The organism is uncultured Fibrobacter sp. (assembly GCF_947305105.1).
In the GTDB taxonomy this organism is placed as follows: Bacteria; Fibrobacterota; Fibrobacteria; order Fibrobacterales; family Fibrobacteraceae; genus Fibrobacter.
The window spans coordinates 18,997-38,247 of the sequence record NZ_CAMZCS010000003.1; the positions used below are offsets into that span (position 1 = coordinate 18,997).

The following is a 19,251-nucleotide window of genomic DNA, read 5'->3' on the forward strand; positions in this document are numbered from 1 at the left end:
CAACCATGAACAAGTCTGCGTCTGATTTCTACTCTCAGCACTTCGAAGTCGCCGGGTTCATCCGGGAAGTCTTCGGTTACATGGACCGGTTCAAGGGCCAGCTCTTCATCTTGAAGATTGATGACAGCCTCATGGACCACCCCCTGTTCCCGGTGCTCATGCGAGATATCGCCCTGTTGCACAAGGCGGGTATCCGCATCATTATCGTGCCGGGTACGCGCAAGAGTATCGACGCGCAGCTCAAGGCTTGGGAAATCGAATCCAAGTTCCATGACGGCGTGCGGCTTACGAGCGAAGAGGCCCTGCCCCTCATAGAGCAGGCGTCCTTGGGCGTTGCCCAGCGCATCATGAGCCACCTCACGGCGAGCGGCCTCAGCGGTATCCAGGGCAACTGGGTGCTGGCGCGGAGCCTTGGCGTCATCGACGGCGTAGACTACATGAGAACGGGCCGGATCGAAAGGATTCAGCGTGATATCCTCGACCAGCTTTTGAACGAAAAGTTTGTGCCTATCATTCCGCCGATTGGCTGGAACAAGCTCGGGCATGCGTACAACATCAGCTCTACCGAACTTGCGACCGAAATCTGCAAGTATATGAAGGTGGGCAAGCTGTTCTTCATTGGTAACGAGAACGGTATCAAGCTCAAGGGTCTTGTGACCGGCAAGAACACAAAGTATTTGGAACCCACCGAGTCGGGCGTGATTTCGGCTTTGGACGTGGACCAGGCGAAGGAACTGTTGGAACTCAATTCCGACGTGTTGAACTTTGCGCAGATGGACTACCTGATGAACGCCATCCATGCCTGCGAGGCGGGCGCGAACCGCGTTCACCTGCTAAGCGGTGAATTCCAGGGCAGTGTGCTGCAAGAAGTATTCAGCGCACGCGGTGACGGTACCATGGTGTACGCGAACCAGTACTCGAGTATTAGGCCTGCGAACATCGAAGATATTCCGGATATCCTCCGGATTATGCAGGACTACATTGCGAAGGGCTACCTGGTGCCGCGTACACAGGAAAGCATTTCCGAAAAGCTCAAGGACTACGTGGTGTACAGCATCGACAACAGCATCCACGGTTGCGGTGCGTTGCACGCCTTCGAAGACGGCATGGCCGAAATTGCGGGCATTGCCGTGGGTGCGAACTACCGCAAGTCGGGCATTGGCGACGCGATTGTACGGCACCTGATTTCTATTGGGCGCATGAAGGGCTACAAGAAATTGTTCCTGCTCACGACGCAGGCGCTCGACTGGTTCTACCCGTTCGGATTTGAGGACGGCACGGTCGAGGACTTGCCCAAGAGCAAGCGGGACAACTACAACCAGAAGCGTAACTCGCGCATATTGATACTCCCGCTTGACAAGTAGGAATTTCACGGTTGGGTGTTGCATGGCTTTTAAGAAAATAGCACTGCTGTTTGCCTTGCTGTGGATTGCCGCATGTTCTGATGGCGAAAACGATGAAAAAGCCTTTATGCGTTTGATTGAAGATGATGAAGAATCTTCTTCGATAGCGTTGAATGGCTCCATAGAATATATGCCGTCTATGAATGCGGAACGAGTCCGGATTTTCCAGGTAGACAGGGATTTGAATCCGATTGATTCTTTTGAAGTGACGGTGGGGCCAAAACGCGGGCATTCTATTGAATTTGCTGTTGACGCACGATATTATGAAACTCCGTATTTAAAACTTGTGACGATTTTCCCGCTTAACAAGAAAGAAAAAATGGAATTGTCCCAGTATTATTACTTGGATACGTATAATACGCACGTATACCTGCAATTCTATGGTGCCTTGATTTCTGGCCGCGTTGAAACCTTGGTCCGAGAAAAAAAGTACAGTTTGCACAATGCCATTAACAAGGCTTACGAGGAACTTGAAAAATCGATGGGGATTTCGTTAGAGGACCCGCAATACAGAACCTTTAATGAAGGCAATGATTATTATTCTAATACGGGCCTATTTGATATGACGCCCTATGTTCTTTGTCGATATGAAATTTCTGATAGCCTGTTCTACAGCGATTTTAGGGAATGGCGTGATTTTTTTGCGAAAGACGGAAAATTTGATTCGACGATCAAGGTGCGTGCGGCTGATTCCTGGCTGGCCACGTTCGATTTGCGGTTAGATTCTAGGGACAAGTTTTATTTTGAAAGTGACAATCGCGATACGTCTTCTAGGTTGAAAAAAATAGATACGGCGTTCTTTGCATGGGCGTATGAACTGGACCGCTCTTGGAGCGAAAAGGATTCCATAGAAATCATGAATGAACTTAGCCTTTATAATGGGCGTCAGTTTGTTTATGAAAGTAATTGTCCGTCGCTCTATGGTTGGCGTTTGCAGACGACTCTTGAAGATACGATTGGCACTTGCTTGTGCAATAGATGGGATTTTGTGGAACATGACGGAATCTATTATTTGTGTCGATACGAAAGTGGGACGGGATGGGAAGTGTTAAGTGACGTTGATTCCATATTGAACCATAAGTATTCGGAGGAGTGCAATAGGGGCATTTGGTCTTATGGCGTGCTCGGATATCATGAAGATAAAACGTATGTTTGCGACTGCGATGATTCCGATCAGTGCGGATGGTCCGAAGTGAAAGAAGACTTTAAGTGGACTGTACTTGATACGCCGACTGTCAATATTTTGGCGGCGCGTCTTTATGGGGATTGCAGAGACCATGGAGGCGAAAAACAGGTGATGGACAGCATCTTGCTGCGCTGCCATTGGAATCGGTGGGCAAAGGTCGATACATTGTCGTATTATATGGGGATATGTCATAATACCTCCAATCAAATAGAATTTGGCCAGATGCCGAATGGGGATTACTATAAGTGCAGAACTTATGGCGGAACAGAATGGGAACCCTGTACCTATCCAGAAGTGAAGGGCGATTTGTGCAATTGGGTGATTGATCCTGTTTATAAAAAATATGGTGACCAGTATTTTTATTGCTCAAACGAAAAGTGGAGCGAAGTCCCGGAAGATAGCGTTTATAAGCCTGTTGTGCGCGGTGATTCGTGCGGTCCAGTAAATAAAGGCGAAATCAAAAAGTACGATGACGAGTATTTTATCTGCAATTTGATAACCACTTCTGGCAGGCAATTGTATTACTGGCAAAGGGCAAGTGAATCGGACCTTTCCAGAGAAGATTAAATAGGGAATGGTGTCATGGAATGCCCCAGGGATTTGTTGCCGGTGGTGCAGGTTTTGTGTGTCCAGGATAATTAGTCTTTTTAGGAGTTATTATGAATACGCTTGAAGCAATACGTACACGTCGCAGTACCCGCAAGTTCAAGGCACAGCCTGTCGAACTCGAGAAGTTGAAGCAGATTGTCGAGGCGGGCCAGTTCGGGCCTACCGGCGGCAATGCGCAGAGCAACCACTTCTTCGTGATTTCGGATGCTGCGGTGATTGCGAAACTCAAGGAACTCGTGCAGTCCGCTTTTGCCGCGATGGAACTCCGCGAAGACTTGTACAAGAGCCTCAAGAATTCCATTACGCTTGCGCGCAAAGGGAACTACTCCTTCTGCTATACGGCGCCCGTGCTGATCGTGGTCGCGAACAAGAAGGAATACGGCAACAACATGGCCGATGTCGCCTGCGCTGTGGAGAACATGATGCTTGCCGCGAACGAGCTTGACCTCGGCAGTTGCTACATCAATCAGCTCAAGTGGCTGAACGAAGACCCGACGCTTCTCGAATACCTGCACGGCCTTGGCTTGCGCGAAGACGAACGCGTGTACGCCTCCGTTGCCATCGGCTACGCCGATACGGAGAGTGGCCTCCCGAACCGCGCGGAATCCCCGCGCGTCGGCAACGAAGTCGTGTTCGTGTAATTTTTGTATATTACTCCCAACACCAGAAAGGGTGGTATTAAGGATCGCGGATATATACCATCCGCGGAGTAAAGGTGATGCTCGACGCTGATTTGGCTGAAATTTACGGGTATGAAACAAGATTTTTTAATCGTCAGGTAAAAAATAATATTGAGCGATTTGCAGAAGATTTTCGATTTCAGTTGACCGAGGAAGAAATGCAAATCTTGATGTGCAAAAAATGCACATCAAGTTGGGGCGGCACGAGAAAGCTGCCTTATGCCTTTACAGAACAAGGCGTTTATATGCTTATGAGTGTGTTAAAAGGCGATTTAGCAATTCAGCAGAGTATGGCTCTCATTCGGCTTTTCAAAAAGATGAAGGACTATATTGTTGATGAAAATCGCCTATTACTCGAATCTGACGGTATTGCGCAGGTCGCTGCCCACACGATTCAGAATACAAAAGAAATAGCCGAAATCCGCCAAGATGTCTCCATTATGAAAACAGACCTCCAGAAAGTCATGGAAAATTTCGTGGACCCGAGCACCCACAAACATTTCCTGATACTGAACGGCCAGCGGCTAGATGCCGATGTCACCTACACGCAAATTTACGGCATGGCGAAGAAATCCATCACGATTATTGACGACTATGTCGGCGTGAAGACGCTTGACCTGTTGCGACGAATCGCGAAAGGAGTCTCCGTGACAATCTATAGTGACAATCGCAGTTTTGAAACCCTGACGGACCAGATGCAGAAAGATTTTCTTGCGGTGCGTCCTGATGTCAAATTCGTCATGAACAAGACAAAAGACAAATTCCACGACCGCTACATCTTCTTGGATTACGGACTGAAAAGCGAAAAGCTCTTCCACTGCGGAGCATCCAGCAAAGACGCCGGCAACAAAATTACCACCATCATGCAGATAGAATACACGCAGGCGTATCGTAGCATTATGGAGATACTTGAGAAAAAATGAATAGCGCCATATCGTCTCGATCTCGGCACAACATTGTCATTGCAACCCCGATTTTAATGTTACGGAATTCAGTATCATTAGATTCAATGCTGGTAGCAATGGTTACATTCACCCTTTCCCGAGCATTTCTTTCACATTCTTCTTGACTTCTGTCAAGTCACTGCTTGTGAGTATCGGGATGAGCGAGTTGATTTCTTCGATGGGTTTGTCCCACCAGCGCCATTCGAGCATGAGGTTGGTGAGCTCGTCGTCAAAGCGGTTACGGATAAACTGCGCTGGGTTCCCGGCCACGATGGTGTAGGGGTCCACGTTGCTGCCTACGACGCTGCTTGCGCCGATGATTGCGCCGTCACCGATATGCACTCCGGGGAGTATCGTTGCGTTCTGGCCAATCCACACGTCGTTCCCGATGACGGTGTCTCCCTTGAGCGGCATGTCCGCAGGGGCGGGCGCCTTCATGTCCCAGCCTGCAAGCGTGTAGAACGGGAATGTCGATATCGCGTTCATCTGGTGGTTCGCCCCGTTCATCACGAATTCCACTCCCGCCGCAATCTGGCAGAACTTGCCGATAACCAGCTTGTCGTTGTTCCACGGGTATAAGTGAGTCACGTGGCTTTCGAATTCGCTGTCGGCAATGTAGGTGAAGTCGCCCACGATGATATTCGGGTTCTTGAGCGTCGGCTTCACGTAGATTTCCTTGTCGTAGCCCGCAATCGGGTGGATTGTATTCGGGTCGGGGATGTTTTGCGGTGTAGGCATGTCTCCAAATTACATTTTTTTTCTATTGTTCTTTTTATGGAACGCGAAAATTTTAAATCAAGACTTGGTTTTATCCTTATCGCTGCCGGTTGCGCCATCGGATTGGGCAACGTTTGGCGTTTCCCTTATATTGCGGGCCAGTACGGCGGTGCGGCTTTTGTGCTGCCCTATCTTGGCTTCTTGCTGTTCCTCGGGCTCCCGATCCTCATGGCGGAACTTGCGCTGGGTCGTGGCGGCCGTAGCGGTGTCGCCCGCGCCTTCGATAACCTGGAAAAGCCGGGGACCAAGTGGCACTGGGCCAAGTTCCCGCTGATTTCGGCGAACTACATCTTGATGGCGTTCTACTCGGTGGTCACGGGCTGGATGCTCTACTACTTCTACAAGATGGTCACCGACGCGAACTTCCTCAAGGGGACTCCCGACCAGATTGCGGCCGGTTTCGGTGAAATGCTTGCGAACCCCGCGCTTATGATTTTCTGGATGACCGTCGCCATCGTGCTCGGCCTTGGGGTCGTATCGCTTGGGCTCCAGAAAGGTGTCGAGGGCGTCACCAAGAAGATGATGATTTGCCTGCTTGTCATCATGGTCCTCCTTGCCATTCGAGCCGTGACGCTTCCGGGTTCTACTGCAGGTCTCCAGTTCTATTTGCTTCCGTCTTTCGAGCGCTTGACGCAGTCGGGCAAGGGCGTGGGCGAGGCAATCTTTGCGGCATTCGCGCATGCGTTCTTCACGCTCAGTATCGGTATCGGTAGCATGGCGATTTTCGGTAGCTACATAGGCCGCAAGCACTCCCTCGTCAAGGAAGCTGCGAGTGTCTGCATCCTTGATACGGTCGTCGCGCTTGTTGCGGGTATTATCATCATCCCGAGCTGCTTCGCCTTTGGCCAATCTCCGGGACAGGGCCCGGGTCTCATCTTCGTTACGCTTTCCAACGTGTTTTCCATGATGCCGGCGGGTCGGTTCTGCGGTGCGGCGTTCTTCCTGTTCATGTCTTTCGCGGCTCTGTCCACCTTGATTGCCGTGTTCGAGAACCTCGTCTCGTTCTGGATGGACCTCAAGGGGTACGACCGTAAAAGGGTCGCCTTCTGGAACATCCTGGTCGTATTCGCGCTTTCGCTCCCGTGCGCCCTCGGCTTCAACGTGCTTGCGGGCTTTGAACCGTTCGGCCCCGGCAGCTGTGTGCTGGACCTCGAAGACTTTATCGTGAGTAACACCATGCTTCCGCTTGGCGGCATGTTCATCGTGATTTTCTGCTCCAGCCGTTACGGCTGGGGGCAGGAGAAATTCTTTGCCGAAATCAACTCCGGCAAGGGCTACAAGATTCCGAGCAACACCATCTTCAAGATTTATTTCAAGTGGGTGCTGCCTGTGCTTGTTTCCATCTTGCTTATTCAAGGGTATCTCTCCAAGTTCGCCCCCGACCTCTGCGCCAAAATCTTCGGATAGGAAGAAGATTTTGCAAATCTGTAAAATAAAAAATGAAAAAGCAAACAAAATATTTTTGAGAAAAGCGAGATCGGTAGTCAAAGAAAAGAAAGAAATTAATCGTTGCGAGAATGGAAGCGTTGGCCAAGGAAGGGGAGGGTGCAGGGAGGGGACCGTGCGGCCTTCGCAACTCCGAGCTGGGTCCCCTCCCGCAATTATTTAAATGAGTAAAATGAAGAAATAACAATGGTTCTAAAACTTGTTTTTTATTTTTTCTATTTTTGCCGTGCAAAAACCTAACCACTAATCACTAACCACCAACCACTATTTATGATGGATTTCAAGAAGATGGAAGATGGCTTCCGGATGATTCTGGAAGGCATGGGCGAAAACCCGAACCGTGAAGGTCTTTTGGATACGCCGAAGCGTGTCGCGAAGATGTACGCCGAACTCATGACGGGGCTTTCGGGTGAAACCCGCGCCGAAGATATCTTGAAGACGCGTTTCCATGAAAAGTACGACGAGATGATCATTGTGCCGGATATCGAGTTTGCAAGCATGTGCGAACACCATTTTCTGCCGTTCACGGGCAAGGCACATGTGGCTTACATCCCCGGCGATTGCGTGGTGGGCCTTTCCAAGATTCCGCGCGTGGTGGAATTTTACGCGCGCTTCCCGCAAATTCAGGAACGCATGACGCGCCAGATTGCAGAACTCATCCAGAAGGAGCTGAACCCGAAAGGCGTGGCCGTGGTGCTCGAGGCATCCCACATGTGTATGACGATGCGTGGTGTGAAAAAGCCCGGTGCCACGATGGTGACGACGCAGCTTTTGGGCCGCTTCAAGACCGACGAGAAAACGCGTGCCGAATTCATGTCTAGGATTTATGCGCCTCGGTAATGTAGCCGCCAATACTACTTTTTGTCCATTATGGATAGATTTAATATAAAGTAATTTAAAGTGTTTTTATTATTATGGGCCATGGACATTTTGTCCATGGCCTTTGGATTTATTGTCCATAAAAAAAGCGCTTTGCCTATTTCTGAATTTGCGGGAATTAGGTAATTTGGTAATGGGTGAAAGAAATAGATGTTTGGATGTATGGCGATGTGGGTTTTGTTGCATTCACTTTAATACGATAATCCCCATACAATGTTTTTCTTTGTTTTTGACGAATACGCCAAGACGTTTTTGAGTGTTGTCTTTGTGGTATTTTGAATAAACTAAAAAAACATTGGCCGTGCACGACCTTTATTTCTACGATATTGATTTTTGGTTAGAATAAGGAGACAAGAAATGAAATCTAAAATATTGACAAGCATGGTCGTTGCGTGCGCCTTTGCCTTGGTGAATTGTGATGACACCACTTCGGCTGTGGAAGATGCCCTGCAGGAACAGGGTGGTGTTCCTACATCCAGTAGCGATGGACTTGCGCCTACGACAACGCCCGAAATCAGTTCTGGCTCTATTGTCGGTGGCAACAATGCCGCGATTCCGGCTTCTTCGGATAGCCAGGGATTAAGCCAGGGAATTGAACAGGGAACTGTGCCCGCATCGTCGGCCATTGGCGGTGGTAATCTGGTTCCTGCGACATCTTCGGCTGGTGGCGAAAACGCCTCGCCGACTTCTGCTCCGGCTTCTTCCGGGCAGCAGGGCGGTGATGTTGCCCCGGCGCCTGCCTCCAGTTCTGCTGGTACTACCGTGACTCCGGCCAGCTCCAGTGCTGCGGCTCCGGCTAGCAGTTCCGAAGCTGCACAGGCTCCTGCGGCTAGCGGTATTTTCCTTGCCGAAGGCACGGACGAAAACAAGGACCAAATGGAAGTTGAATATATCGAACACACCGGTTGGGATGGTGGCGGAATCCTTTCTTATCCCAAGCGTCTCTCCGCCGACAAGAAGCATGCCGTTGTCGTTTGGGGTCCCGGTGGCGGTACTGAACCCGGTGCTTACGGTGGAATGATCCGCCGTCTTGCTTCGCACGGCTTCGTGGTGATTGCGCTGCGCGAATCTCCGGGCAACACTTCCCAGGGCAAGCCCGCTCTCGACTGGCTCGAAAAGAAGAACAACGATCCGAACGATCCGCTTTATCAGAAACTCGACATGACGAAGGTTGGGTGCTCTGGCCACTCCATGGGCGGCCTTGAATCTGAGCAGATGGTTATTCAGGACAAGCGCGTGATTACGGCGATGCTGAACAACAGCGGTGACCTCGGACATACGGCTATGGCGAGCGTCCCGACAGACAAGACTATCGGTATCGTTTACGGTGAAGCTGGCATGGAACGCCCGAATGCCGAAGCTGACTACAACAACAACGGTGTCAAGGTTCCTGCTTGCCTTATCCAGATGACGGGTGGCCCGCAGGGCGGCGAAGGTGGCTGGGGTCACGGTTCTGGCCCGTGGGGCGGCATGGCCGCGACGGTTGCCTGGATGCGCTGGCACCTCGGCGGCGAAGACTTCCGCAAGGCTGATTTTGTCGGTTCGAGCGGTCGCTACATCAATGGCGAAATCATTGGTGAACAGGGACACTGGAAGGGAACCTGCAAGAACTTCTAATACTCCACACTCCAAAAGAAAGCACTCCGGGATTTATCCTGGGGTGCTTTTTGTTGTGAAAATCAGTTGAACTTACTTAATTAATTCGACAAATTCGCGGCACACGGCTTCGGGATCGGGCTTGCCGAAGATGGCGGAACCGACCACAAAGATGTTCGCGCCGGCTTCCTTGCAGGCGAGAATGTTGTCGAGCTTGACGCCGCCGTCGATCTGGATGTCGAGTTCCGGTTTCATCTGGCGGAGTTCACGAATCTTGTCGAGGCAGTAGGGGATGAGGCTCTGGCCGCCGAAGCCCGGGTTCACCGACATGATGAGCGCCATGTCCACAATGTCGAGTACGTACTTGATGCTTTCGAGCGGGGTCGCCGGGTTGATGGCCACGGCGGGCTTCACGCCGAGTTCTGCAATCTGGTGCAGCAGGCGGTCGAGGTGGTTCGTAGTTTCGGCGTGTACGCTGATGATGCTTGCACCGGCCTTTGCGAATTCGCCCACGTACTTTTCGGGGTTCTCGATCATCAGGTGGCAATCGAGCGGGAGCTTGGTGCCCTTGCCGACGCAGGCAGAAATGCCCGGGCCAAAGCTGATGTTCGGGACAAAGTGCCCGTCCATGATGTCGAGGTGAACAAGACCGGCTCCACCGTTTTCGATGGCCTGGAGACCTTTGCCGAGTTCGAGGAAATTTGCGTTCAATACGCTTGGGGCGATAATTTGCTTGAGCATGTTGCAAATATACATTTTTTTGCTAATTTTATTTGCACTAAGATGAAAGGAGATAATTATGGCAAAAACAACTGCTACCAAAGCTACAACAAAGAAAGCTGCTGCAAAACCTGCTGCCGCTCCGAAGGCTGCCCCCAAGGCCGCCCCGGCTAAGAAGGCTGCTGCCAAGCCCGCTGCAAAGGCTGCCGCCCCCAAGGCTGCAAAGGCTGCCGCTACAAGCGCTGCTCCCAAGAAGGTCACCGTTGAGTTCATCGCGGATTGCCCGCTTGCAAGCACCGTGTCCATCGCTGGCACCTTCAACAACTGGGCTGTCGATGTCGACATGCTCAAGAAGGACAAGAAGTCCGGCCTCTGGACAACGAAGATTGCCCTCGTTCCTGGCGACTACGAATACAAGTTCGTATGCGACGGCAAGAACTGGGATGCCGGCGACAACAAGATCAAGCACGTCTAATTTTAGACGAAAGAACGCCGCTTCGCGGCTACAGACGAAAGAGGTTTCGGAATACCGGGACCTTTTTTGTTTTACAATAATTGAAAAAAAAGCCTGTAGCAGGAAAGCTGGTTAATTTAACAAATAGTGTAAAGTGGCACGAGAATGGAGGCGTCGGCCACAACCTGTCAAGGCGAATGCCGCGGTCATACTTGTATGACCATGGCTGAGCCGTAAGGTTGGCGCTTGCGCCAGGATGGGGAGTGTGTTGCAAAAAAAAAACTAAATTTCCGCCCATGGCAAATTATTCTATTCCCCAAGAAGTTTTTGTGAAGGCTGCCGAACAGTACGGCACCCCCCTCTGGATTTATGACCGCGCCACTATCGAAAAGTGTGTGAAGGATGTCCAGGTTTTTGACACCGTGCGTTTTGCCCAGAAGGCATGCCCGAACCTTTCCGTGGTTTCGCTCATCCGTAAGCTCGGCTGCGTTGTCGATGCCGTCTCTGCTGGCGAAATCGTGCGCGCTCTCAAGGCGGGTTTCAAGGGTGGAGTCCAAAAGGGCAAGGCTCCTGAAATTGTCTACACCGCAGACATCTTTGACAAGGACGCTCTTGAACTTGTGAAGGAACACAACATCGCGGTGAACGTCGGTTCGCCCGACATGATCCAGCAGCTCGCTGATTTCGGCGTGAAGTCCGAACTCACCATCCGCGTGAACCCGGGCTTTGGCCACGGCCATTCCCGCAAGACCAACACCGGTGGCGACCTCAGCAAGCACGGCATCTGGCATGAACAGATTAAGGACTGCATCAAGCTTGCGCAGGCAAACGGCATGTGGATTACCGGCCTGCATATGCATATCGGTTCCGGCACCGACTTCGAACACCTTGCTCAGGTGTGCGATGCCATGGTTGACGCAAGCCGTCGCCTGGGTTCTCACCTCCGCACCATCAGTGCAGGGGGCGGCCTCCCGATTCCTTACCACGAAGAAGAAAAGGGCAACCGCATCGACGTGAAGGCCTACTACGATTTGTGGGACAAGGCCCGCAAGAACATCCAGCAGAGCATCGGCCACGATGTTCACCTGGAAGTAGAACCGGGGCGCTACCTGGTGGCCGAGAGCGGCTACCTGATGGCCGAAATCCGCGCCGTCAAAAAGCAGGGCGATAACCTGTTCTATCTGGTGGATGCCGGCTTTACCGACCTCGTGCGCCCGAGTTTCTACGGCAGTTATCACGGCATTTCCATCATCGCCCGCGACGGTCGTGAATTGAACGAAACAGTTGACGCCGTTGTGGCAGGCCCGCTCTGCGAATCCGGTGACGTGTTCACTCAGGAAGAAGGCGGATTCGTCGTGACCCGCAAACTCCCGAAGGCCAAGGTCGGCGACTTGCTGATTCTCCATGATGCCGGCGCCTACGGTGCCGCCATGAGCAGCAACTACAACAGCCGCCGCTACGCCGCCGAGACCATGTACACGAACGGCGAACTGAAGGTCATCCGCGAAAGGCAGACGTTTGAGCAGTTGCTCCAGAACGACCGCATCATCGACCTATAAGTTTCCAGACCGATGAGATAAGATTTATAAACTTCGCATAACTGAGTTTAGAATCAACATGTTTTATAAAACGGCCTATGGAAATATATCCATAGGCTTTTGAATTTATTGTGTGAAATTTTTACGGGTTCTTGTTCAATGCTTCGAGCTTTGCCTGGAACTCGGCGACTTTATCTGCAGGAAGTCCCATTTCTTGAAGGACTGCGATGGAATCGGCACGCTCCTGTTCCTTTCCTTCAGCAAATCCTGTGGCGAGCCCCTCGTTTTTCCCTTCGGCGAATCCCTCGGTCTTGCCCTCGGCGAATCCTTCGGTTTTTCCTTCAGCGAATCCTTCGCATTTACCCTCGGCGAATCCTAGTTCACGGCCTTCCGCTAGGCCTTCTTCGTGTTCAGCCATCAGATCAGTCATGTTCTTTACCTCGAGGTTGAAGAGTTCCTCTTCAAAATTAATCAATTTTACCGAATTGAGCAACCTTTGAAAAGTCTCGTTTTTCAAAATGTTTTCGGGGGCTCTTTCCTCCTTGACGATTGCTTTGATGGCGCGAAGCCACTGGGCTGCTGCGGAATTGTCGCTTTTGGTGGAACCTCTGTTCTCAAGTTCAAAGAACTTGTCAATTTCCACGAAAATCTTCTGGATTTTGGGGAAGAACTTTTTCCCGTGGCACATCTCGTCGACGCGGTGGATGTATGTGGAGGGTTCCTCCGGGAACATCTCGAAGTCGAGCAGGCCGAGGAAGTAGATGCGGGGCAGCTCGTATTTTTCGCTGGTATGGACCTGGTTCTCGATGACGCGCGAGATGTAATATTCTACGCGGTCCTTGAAGAACCTGTCGCTCTTCTGCTGGACTTCGACGAGGACTTTCTCTCCAGCGTTGGTCGTGCCGATGATATCCAGGATGCAATTTTTCTTGTTGAAGATTCCCGGGAATTCCTGCATTTCGAGCGTGATGTCCTTGATGGCTTCGCCGCCCTGCAAGTCAAGCATCGCGTTCACGAGCGAGATGAGGAGCGAGTGGGACTTTTCTTCCGCAAAGACCACTTTGAAAATGCCGTCGCTCAGGATGTAGGCGTATTGGTAGAGTTCACGGTACTTGAGAAGGTTGTTTTTGTCGATGGATATGGCCTCGAGCAAGGCACGGTATTGGGTACGGTTCATACGTATCTCCGTTTGGAAATGTTTGTAGGTTGTAGTTTGCAAACGGAAACCGGAAGAAGACAGACTGTATAGTGTAGAGCACTTGCGGTCGCCCATGCGGCAATCGCTTGCAAACCTTTGATATGACAAGGTTTAACGTCCGTCTTTTTTTAGTTCGACAGACGGTGCTCTACGTTGATCACAATGGGGCCTTTCCCCCCACAGGGGACCTGTTCCCGAATTGCAGACTCGTCTAGCCATGCAAAGGGGGGACTGCGTCAAGCAGATAGTTCAACGGCCCGCCCGAATCGAATACACTGTCAGCGGGATGAATGCTTCTCGATAAGAAAATATAAGCAATGGGCCTTGAAAAAGCAAGTGATGACACCCTTGTCTCCATTTGATGTGTGAAAATCCAGGAAAATTAAGCAATAGTCTTTTAGCAGGCTTTTATAAGTTGAAACTGGCGTGGATTCTATCTATATTTGAGCCAAACCTAAAGGTTCAACCCTCAATTTCAAGGCACAAAAATGTCAGATCGTTTTATCGTGACCGGCAACTTCACCGATGACCCGTTCGCCATCGACATGGCCCAGTACATTGGTCTCCGTGAAGACATCTCCGACGTGGTCTCCCTGAAGACCTTTGCTAACTCCGAATTCTGCCCCCGCTACGGGCTGGACGTGGACGATATGGAACATATCGGCCGCCGCCTCGAAGGCAAGATCGTCCTGATTTGCTCGGTCTCGAACCACGAACGCAGCCGTAACGACTACGCTATGCGTAACTGCATTTTGGCCCGCGCCGCCAAGGACAACGGTGCCGAGCAGGTGGTGCTCGTTGAACCTGACCTGTTCTACAGCGCCCAGGACCGCGGCCCGCACCGCATTGGTCCCCTCGAGAAGGATCGCCCGGACATCGACTTGAAGAAGTTCGACGGCCAGGCCTTCACGAGCCTCCTTTACGCCCAGTTGCTCAAGACCTCCGGCGTCGATGCCGTGGTGACGGTCCACAACCACAGCGTCAAGGTGCAGAACCTCTTCAGCGAAATTTTCGAAGGCAACTTCCACAACCTTATCCCGACGGACGCCTACGCCCACTACATCAAGAACAGCAACTTCGTGCAGACGGGCAAGGACGGCAACAACCTCGTGATTGTCTCCCCGGACAAGGGCGCCCGCCCGTTCATGAACGCCGTGTTCGACGCCCTGCAGCTCCCCGAGTGCAAGCGCGTGGTGATGGACAAGGTCCGTACCGGTGAACGTGAAATCAGCATGACCTTCAACCCGGAACTCTCCGACATCAGCATCGAAGAAATCCAGGGCAAAGACGTTATCGTGTTCGACGACATGGTGCGTACGGGTACGACGATTGTGCAGTGTTGCGAACACATCAAGAAGGGCAACCCGAACCGCGTTTGCTTCGGCGTGACGCACTTCCACACAAGCCCCGAGGCCCGCGAAAAGCTCAACAGCCCCGCCATTGACGAAATTCTCACGACATCCACCCTCCCGGACATCATGAACCGCGACTGCCAGGGCCGCCTGCGCAAGAAGCTCACCGTGATGAAACTCGGCAAGTGGATTGCTCGCCACGTGATGCAGATGTATGGTCTCGACGACGGACGTTTCGAGAAGGACTTCTACAAGATCGATATGTCCTCCAAGAACCCGCGTTGGCCGCCGGTCTTTTTTTAAGGAGAAATAGTATGCGTAAGAAGGAGATACTATCAATTGCTGCCGCAATGGCCCTGTTGGCTCTTGTCGGTTGTTCCGCTGATTCAAGTACGTCTGTGCCTGAACCCGTGAAAAAAGATGTACATGCTTTGCCTGATGGGGATTCGGAAGAGGATTCCGGGAATGGCAATAGCTCAACGCCTGCCACCAATCCATCTGCGGGTGGCAAAGTCTCTTGTGAATGGACGATGGATTTGTCGGGGCTTTCTGAAAGTATGTCCAGCAAAACCTGTTATGAGGTTGATGTTGCCTATGCGGATTCTGTGATGCGGTACTGCAATGCGGATGCGGGATTCGGTGAAACAGTCTCAACTGGTACCGGTTGCTCCGCTGGTGCGACTAAAGTTTGCAATACAACTTTAGGTGGCGCAGCGGTGAAAGTTCATTTTTATGGAAGCATTTACCAGACGAGCACTTGTGACGAACTAGTCATGGGTGACGACTAGAAATTAGACTCACTAAAAATTTTGAAGGCTCCTCTTCGGGGGAGTCTTTTTTGTATGGCAAGAAATCTGCATGGAACCTAAAAATATGGAATAATTATCAAATTTGATTTGCCCCGGTGCGTATAAAAACATATCTTATACAACGTAAGAGCCAAATGGATTTTTCGGAAAAAAGGATAGAGGATGGAAAACCCCGGTGCACGTGATGTGCTCACGAAAAACGTGAAGAAAGACAGAGTCATGGAGGCTCTTGCCTCCGAGTACGAATGTATAAACTACGTCGTGGTGGGCAACGTGCTGAGGGAACCTTCCATACGTTACCGCATCAGCAAAAAGCTGGGCGAGTGCATTCCGGGTTGGCTCCGCGAGATGGGCATATACGAAAGGTTCGATCTCATCAAGAACACTATTGTCGTAAACCAGGAACGGGAGGCGTTCGCCTACAAGACCAAGCGCGAAGTCATCTTGGAAAACCTCAGGAACGCCCCGGTATATTTTGTGAACTTCCGGGCGAATGTGCTTGATAAAATCCATTATTACCAGGTGAAGTTCATTGCCGACAAAAATTCCGTCGGCAAGTTGGTCGGTTATATTGCCGTTCTCCGCTGCATCGACGACGAGGCCATTGCCGAGCGCAAGACGCAAGACTTGCAGCATGTGGTGAGCGCGATGACGGAAGACTACGACACGATTATCCGTTACAATTTCCGCACGAACGTGGGCGAGATTTTCCGTGCCGGGCGGCTCGTGGGGGCCACGCGGGAAGAATGGAGAAATGCCGGTGCGTTTGGAACTTTGATGAAATTGTATGCGAGCAGGGTCGTGCTCCCCGTGGACCGGGAAAATTTCTTGCGGCAAGTCCAGCAAGACCGGTTGTTGCCTGCTATCCAGAGCGGGAAACCTTGCACCGTGACTGCGCGGTACGGGAGCCCGGCAAACCCGAATTGGCTGGGTATGAGAATTGTCCGCCCTGGCGGGACTGCCGATATGAATTGTGCGCTTGTCGGCATCAGGGACATTTCGAGCGAAATTACAGAAGAACAGCAGCGCAAGGCTGAACTCGAAATGCAGAACAAGGCTCTCCAGGCAGCCAGGGATGCGGCACAGGCAGCAAGCAAGTCGAAGTCGACGTTCCTGTTCAACATGAGCCACGATATCCGTACACCGATGAACGCCGTACTTGGCTTTGCCGACAAAATCGAGAAGTACAGTGATAACGCCGAACTTGTCCGGGAGGCCGTTGCCAAGCTGAAAAATTCCGGGACGGTGCTCCTCAATATCATCAACGAGGTCCTTGAATTGTCGAGGATTGAATCGGGGAAGATAGACATTGATCCGGTGCCTTGCGACGTGCGGTCGGGAATTTCCCAGCTCGAAGACGTCGTGCGCCCCTTGATAGAGAAAAAGTTCCTCGCTTACTCGGTGCAGGTCAATGTCCGGGACTACCTGGTGCGCATGGATGTCGCCCGCGTGAACAAGGTGGTGTTCAACATTCTCTCGAATGCCATCAAGTACACGCCCGCCGGAGGAAATATCTGGTACAGGCTAGATCAGATTGGCAGTTTGCCCGATGGTCGCGTTCTGTACAAGTGGTCTATCCGCGATAACGGTATCGGTATGGATGCGGACTTTGTCGAGCATGCGTTCGAGCGGTTCAGCCGCGAGCACAGTTCTACAGTCAGCGGCATCGAAGGGACTGGCCTCGGCCTTGCCGTGTGCCACGAACTGGTCGAGAAGATGGGCGGTGCCATCAATATCAACAGCGAGAAGGGCAAGGGGACAGTGGTCGCTTTCAGTTTGCCCGTCGAGAGGTGTACCGAAGCCGACTTCCCGAAACCAGAAGAGGAAGAAGTCAAGGAAGATGCGGTTGCGCTTGACGGCAAGAAGGTCTTGCTTGTCGACGACAACGAGATGAACCGCGAAATTGCCATGGATATGTTGACCGATAACGGCGTAATCGTCGAAATGGCCGATAACGGCTTCAAGGCGGTCGAGATGATTGCCGCGTCCAAACCGGGGGACTTTGACCTTATCTTGATGGATATCCAGATGCCCGTGATGGATGGCTACGAGGCCACACGCCGTATCCGAGCGTTGCCGAACAAAAAACTGGCCAATATTCCCATTATCGCGATGACGGCGAACGCCTTTGACGAAGATCGCAAAGCTTCGAGGGCTGCTGGAATGAACGCCCACCTGGCAAAGCCTGTCGGTGCGGATGTGCTTTGCCGGACTTTGTCGGAATTCATTGGTGTTCGGTCGCCCGGATAATGATATTTATCGTTTTTATTACGATTTTTTCATGCCTTTGAATAAAAGTTATGTATATTGGTTAGCGTATGTCAGCAAAAGTTACCAGTAGCGATAAAGTCAACGATTTGTTCCCGGAAACCCCGGTCCGTAAGATTATCACCCCGATTGAACGCCTGATGAAGGTGGAAACGACGGGTGGAATTGTTCTTATCATCATGACGGTTGCGGCCCTGATTTGGGCGAACCTGAGTCCAGAAACCTACCATCATTTTTGGCACATGCCATTTACGTTGAAGATTGGCGACTGGATTGGCAATGGTGATTTGCATTGGCTCATCAACGACGCCTTGATGACGATATTCTTCTTCAATATCGGCCTCGAAGTCAAGGGCGAGATGACTTACGGTGAGTTGCACAACCCGAAGGCGGCGAGTTTGCCTATCATTGCCGCTGCGGGTGGTATGCTTTTCCCGGCGCTCATTTACTTGACGCTCTGCCCGCATGGCGAAAACAGCGCGGCGCACGGTTGGGGTATCCCGACGGCGACGGATATCGCGTTCGTGGTGGGCTGCATGGCCATTCTCGGCAAGAAGGTGCCGCATGCCTTGCGCGTGATGATTTTGACTTTGGCGATTGCCGACGATATTGGTGCTATCCTCGTGATTGCGATTGGCTACCCGAGCGGCGACGGCATCAACTTCGCGGCTCTCGGTGCGGGTTTTGCCCTGCTTGTCTTGATTAATGTGCTGTTCCGCATTGGCGTGCGCAACCTGTTGCTGCACGGCGTCATCGGTGTCGCGGTTTGGGCGTTCTTTGTCAAGAGCGGCGTGCACCCGACTATCGCGGGCGTGCTTCTGGGCCTCTCGGTTCCGGCCAAGGCCGTCATTGCCAACAGCAAGATGGCGCATTTTGCAAGCAACGTGGGCGGAGTCCTCTCGGGCGAATCCCAGGACCGCAACGCAAAATACGAAGTGTTTACCATGCTCAAGCGCGGCGCGAGCGAAAGTATTTCCATGCAGGAACGCCTGTTCAAGCCTCTTGTCCCGTGGGTCAACTTCTTTATCATGCCTCTGTTCGCGTTGAGCAACGCAGGTGTCGAAATCAAGCTCGGTGGCGTGGAAGTCCCGGTGATGGGTGCCGTGGCGCTGGCCTTGATCTTTGGCAAGCCTATCGGTATTTTCCTGTTCAGCGTGCTTGCCGTGAAGGTGGGCGTGTCGGTGAAACCGAGCTACAGCTGGAAGATCCTTTGGGGCGGCGGCATGCTTGCCGGTATCGGCTTTACGATGGCGCTGTTTGTCGCAAGCCTTGCGTTCGATGTGGGTGACCGTCAGGATTCTGCCAAGCTCGGCATCTTGATGGGCAGCTTCTGTGCCGCAATATTCGGCACCATCTACATGAGCATCGTGTCCAAGGCGCACCACGAGTAAA

At 51.8% G+C, this 19,251-nt stretch carries 16 protein-coding genes and 1 pseudogene; 14 read left to right on the forward strand and 3 right to left on the reverse strand.

Annotation, left to right across the window (positions count from 1 at the left end; genetic code table 11):
* The first annotated feature begins 5 nt into the window (after positions 1 to 5).
* From argA to Q0Y46_RS02205, 5 genes and pseudogenes are all read left to right on the forward strand, one after another.
* Complete coding sequence (argA, locus tag Q0Y46_RS02185) at positions 6 to 1,364, forward strand: amino-acid N-acetyltransferase (protein ID WP_297944354.1); 1,359 nt, start codon at positions 6 to 8, stop codon at positions 1,362 to 1,364.
* 22 nt (positions 1,365 to 1,386) lie between these two features.
* Positions 1,387 to 3,156, forward strand: a complete 1,770-nt coding sequence (locus tag Q0Y46_RS02190; protein WP_297944358.1) for a hypothetical protein — start codon at positions 1,387 to 1,389, stop codon at positions 3,154 to 3,156.
* Between the two features lie 92 nt (positions 3,157 to 3,248).
* Positions 3,249 to 3,839, forward strand: a complete 591-nt coding sequence (locus tag Q0Y46_RS02195; protein ID WP_295680992.1) for a nitroreductase — start codon at positions 3,249 to 3,251, stop codon at positions 3,837 to 3,839.
* 50 nt (positions 3,840 to 3,889) lie between these two features.
* Positions 3,890 to 4,126: pseudogene (locus Q0Y46_RS02200) on the forward strand (ORF6N domain-containing protein); the annotation flags it as partial.
* 69 nt (positions 4,127 to 4,195) lie between these two features.
* A complete protein-coding gene (locus Q0Y46_RS02205; RefSeq protein WP_297944362.1) occupies positions 4,196 to 4,801 on the forward strand; it encodes a hypothetical protein in 606 nt (201 codons plus the stop codon).
* A 108-nt stretch (positions 4,802 to 4,909) separates the two neighbouring features.
* Here the strand turns inward: Q0Y46_RS02205 and Q0Y46_RS02210 are convergent, their stop codons facing one another.
* The gene (locus tag Q0Y46_RS02210) at positions 4,910 to 5,560 is read right to left on the reverse strand and encodes a CatB-related O-acetyltransferase (RefSeq protein ID WP_297944365.1); all 651 of its coding nucleotides are present in this window, start codon (positions 5,558 to 5,560) and stop codon (positions 4,910 to 4,912) included.
* 36 nt (positions 5,561 to 5,596) lie between these two features.
* Here Q0Y46_RS02210 and Q0Y46_RS02215 point away from each other — a divergent pair, with 36 nt between their 5' ends.
* From Q0Y46_RS02215 to Q0Y46_RS02225, 3 genes are all read left to right on the forward strand, one after another.
* Entirely contained in the window at positions 5,597 to 7,006 is a 1,410-nt protein-coding gene (locus Q0Y46_RS02215; RefSeq protein WP_295681001.1) for a sodium-dependent transporter, read from the forward strand.
* A gap of 309 nt (positions 7,007 to 7,315) precedes the next feature.
* Positions 7,316 to 7,885 (forward strand): GTP cyclohydrolase I FolE, encoded by a 570-nt coding sequence (gene folE, locus Q0Y46_RS02220; protein ID WP_173555025.1) that lies wholly within the window; start codon positions 7,316 to 7,318, stop codon positions 7,883 to 7,885.
* A 396-nt stretch (positions 7,886 to 8,281) separates the two neighbouring features.
* Entirely contained in the window at positions 8,282 to 9,541 is a 1,260-nt protein-coding gene (locus Q0Y46_RS02225) for an alpha/beta hydrolase (RefSeq protein ID WP_295681006.1), read from the forward strand.
* A 72-nt stretch (positions 9,542 to 9,613) separates the two neighbouring features.
* On the opposite strand, the gene rpe is transcribed toward Q0Y46_RS02225, so the two are convergent.
* On the reverse strand, positions 9,614 to 10,261 hold the full coding sequence (gene rpe, locus Q0Y46_RS02230) for a ribulose-phosphate 3-epimerase (RefSeq protein ID WP_295681009.1): 648 nt from the start codon (positions 10,259 to 10,261) through the stop codon (positions 9,614 to 9,616).
* 58 nt (positions 10,262 to 10,319) lie between these two features.
* Here rpe and Q0Y46_RS02235 point away from each other — a divergent pair, with 58 nt between their 5' ends.
* Positions 10,320 to 10,715 (forward strand): glycogen-binding domain-containing protein, encoded by a 396-nt coding sequence (locus Q0Y46_RS02235; protein ID WP_297944370.1) that lies wholly within the window; start codon positions 10,320 to 10,322, stop codon positions 10,713 to 10,715.
* Positions 10,716 to 10,990: 275 nt separating this feature from the next.
* Entirely contained in the window at positions 10,991 to 12,253 is a 1,263-nt protein-coding gene (gene lysA / locus Q0Y46_RS02240) for a diaminopimelate decarboxylase (RefSeq protein ID WP_297944373.1), read from the forward strand.
* Between the two features lie 121 nt (positions 12,254 to 12,374).
* Here lysA and Q0Y46_RS02245 read toward each other — a convergent pair whose 3' ends face one another.
* Positions 12,375 to 13,409: an Rpn family recombination-promoting nuclease/putative transposase gene (locus tag Q0Y46_RS02245; RefSeq protein WP_297944375.1), complete on the reverse strand. Its 1,035-nt coding sequence runs from the start codon at positions 13,407 to 13,409 to the stop codon at positions 12,375 to 12,377.
* Positions 13,410 to 13,918: 509 nt separating this feature from the next.
* Here Q0Y46_RS02245 and Q0Y46_RS02250 point away from each other — a divergent pair.
* From Q0Y46_RS02250 to nhaA, 4 genes are all read left to right on the forward strand, one after another.
* Positions 13,919 to 15,085 (forward strand): phosphoribosyltransferase family protein, encoded by a 1,167-nt coding sequence (locus tag Q0Y46_RS02250; protein ID WP_295683203.1) that lies wholly within the window; start codon positions 13,919 to 13,921, stop codon positions 15,083 to 15,085.
* An 11-nt stretch (positions 15,086 to 15,096) separates the two neighbouring features.
* Complete coding sequence (locus tag Q0Y46_RS02255; protein WP_295683205.1) at positions 15,097 to 15,570, forward strand: hypothetical protein; 474 nt, start codon at positions 15,097 to 15,099, stop codon at positions 15,568 to 15,570.
* A 183-nt stretch (positions 15,571 to 15,753) separates the two neighbouring features.
* A complete protein-coding gene (locus tag Q0Y46_RS02260) occupies positions 15,754 to 17,841 on the forward strand; it encodes an ATP-binding protein (RefSeq protein WP_297944379.1) in 2,088 nt (695 codons plus the stop codon).
* A gap of 68 nt (positions 17,842 to 17,909) precedes the next feature.
* Positions 17,910 to 19,250, forward strand: coding sequence for a Na+/H+ antiporter NhaA (gene nhaA / locus Q0Y46_RS02265; protein WP_297944383.1), 1,341 nt, complete (start codon positions 17,910 to 17,912; stop codon positions 19,248 to 19,250).
* Position 19,251: the final 1 nt, after the last annotated feature.

Coding starts and splice junctions, on each gene's coding strand:
- argA (WP_297944354.1), top strand. CDS start 6: ATGAACAAGTCTGCGTCTGATTTCTACTCTCAGCACTTCGAAGTCGCC.
- Q0Y46_RS02190 (WP_297944358.1), top strand. CDS start 1,387: ATGGCTTTTAAGAAAATAGCACTGCTGTTTGCCTTGCTGTGGATTGCC.
- Q0Y46_RS02195 (WP_295680992.1), top strand. CDS start 3,249: ATGAATACGCTTGAAGCAATACGTACACGTCGCAGTACCCGCAAGTTC.
- Q0Y46_RS02205 (WP_297944362.1), top strand. CDS start 4,196: ATGAAGGACTATATTGTTGATGAAAATCGCCTATTACTCGAATCTGAC.
- Q0Y46_RS02210 (WP_297944365.1), bottom strand. CDS start 5,560: ATGCCTACACCGCAAAACATCCCCGACCCGAATACAATCCACCCGATT.
- Q0Y46_RS02215 (WP_295681001.1), top strand. CDS start 5,597: ATGGAACGCGAAAATTTTAAATCAAGACTTGGTTTTATCCTTATCGCT.
- folE (WP_173555025.1), top strand. CDS start 7,316: ATGATGGATTTCAAGAAGATGGAAGATGGCTTCCGGATGATTCTGGAA.
- Q0Y46_RS02225 (WP_295681006.1), top strand. CDS start 8,282: ATGAAATCTAAAATATTGACAAGCATGGTCGTTGCGTGCGCCTTTGCC.
- rpe (WP_295681009.1), bottom strand. CDS start 10,261: ATGCTCAAGCAAATTATCGCCCCAAGCGTATTGAACGCAAATTTCCTC.
- Q0Y46_RS02235 (WP_297944370.1), top strand. CDS start 10,320: ATGGCAAAAACAACTGCTACCAAAGCTACAACAAAGAAAGCTGCTGCA.
- lysA (WP_297944373.1), top strand. CDS start 10,991: ATGGCAAATTATTCTATTCCCCAAGAAGTTTTTGTGAAGGCTGCCGAA.
- Q0Y46_RS02245 (WP_297944375.1), bottom strand. CDS start 13,409: ATGAACCGTACCCAATACCGTGCCTTGCTCGAGGCCATATCCATCGAC.
- Q0Y46_RS02250 (WP_295683203.1), top strand. CDS start 13,919: ATGTCAGATCGTTTTATCGTGACCGGCAACTTCACCGATGACCCGTTC.
- Q0Y46_RS02255 (WP_295683205.1), top strand. CDS start 15,097: ATGCGTAAGAAGGAGATACTATCAATTGCTGCCGCAATGGCCCTGTTG.
- Q0Y46_RS02260 (WP_297944379.1), top strand. CDS start 15,754: ATGGAAAACCCCGGTGCACGTGATGTGCTCACGAAAAACGTGAAGAAA.
- nhaA (WP_297944383.1), top strand. CDS start 17,910: ATGTCAGCAAAAGTTACCAGTAGCGATAAAGTCAACGATTTGTTCCCG.